The 1067-nt window shown below is 68.4% G+C and carries 1 protein-coding gene; it reads right to left on the reverse strand.

Going from position 1 to position 1067, the window contains the following annotated elements:
* Positions 1-833 (reverse strand): IS4 family transposase (locus tag ACFVX4_RS42185; protein WP_389988880.1); only part of this gene is annotated, 833 nt, incomplete at its 3' end.
* Positions 834-1067 lie beyond the last annotated feature (234 nt).

Here is a 1067-nt window from a genome sequence, read left to right on the forward strand (position 1 = left end):
TCCACTTCCCATCGCTCGTGATACAGGCTGACCAGGTCGGATGCCGGGTACCGGTGGTGGTCAAGGAGGTTGGTGGCCAGTCGGTAGAGCCCGGTCTGACGGCCCTGGCTGGTGGTGATGGTGATCTCGCACTCGATGATGCGGACCTCGACGCCGCCGAAGCGGGAGAGGTAGGAGCCGTCGTCGAAGCGGGCCAGGACCGGGGGCTTGCGGGCGGCCGAGACGCGAGCCAGGAAGGCAGCCTCGGTGGCGGCGACGGCGGCCAGGAACGTATTGCTGGAGAAGCCCCGGTCCAGCAGGACGATCATCCCGGCGTGAAGGGAGCGCGTCAGTCGCTTGCCGTAGACGGTCTCGCCGCTGGACCGGGGGCCGAAGGCGGCGTCCAGGACCGCGCGGGTGCCGCAGGCCACCAGCGCGGTCAGGCAGATCTGCGGGTAGCCGGAGGCCGCGTACTGGTTGGTGCCCTTGCCCAGGCGGGCCCGGTGCAGCGGGCTGTCGGGGACATCGAGGTAGGTGCCGTCGATCGCGACGGTCAGTAAGCCCTTGAAACGGGCGCCGACGGTACGGATCGCCGTGGCCGGCCCGCGCAACAGGTCGAACAGGGCCCGCATAGGGCGGACACCGAGCCGGGTCCGGGCATCCCAGAGCGCCGCGCCGGTGACCTTCGCGACCGGAATCGCCTCCAGCGCGGCGGTGAGCTTGCGCCAGACGGCCAGGTAGCCGCAGTCCTCGAACAGGGCTGCGGCCAGCAGCAGGTAGACCACCACGCGGGCGGGGATCTTCCGCAGTCGTTGCTGGACGGCACCGGTCTCGGTGAGGGCCGCATCGACCATCTCGAACGGGACGATCTGGGTGAGTTCCCCCAGGTGCCCTGGCGCGAACAGTCCCTTGGCTACCGTGATTTCACGCGTGATGACACACTGATCGGACAGCGGAGCCTCCGGTGCTGTGAACGGCTGTCTTGGTCGACTGCCAGTTCTACCGGGGCTCCGCTTCTCCCATCCGAAAACGCCGCAGATCAGAGCACACTTGCCAACGCCCCCGGAGTCATAACTTCACGGCCTTGA

It is taken from the genome of Streptomyces sp. NPDC058240 (genome assembly GCF_042882135.1).
GTDB lineage: Bacteria > Actinomycetota > Actinomycetes > Streptomycetales > Streptomycetaceae > Streptomyces.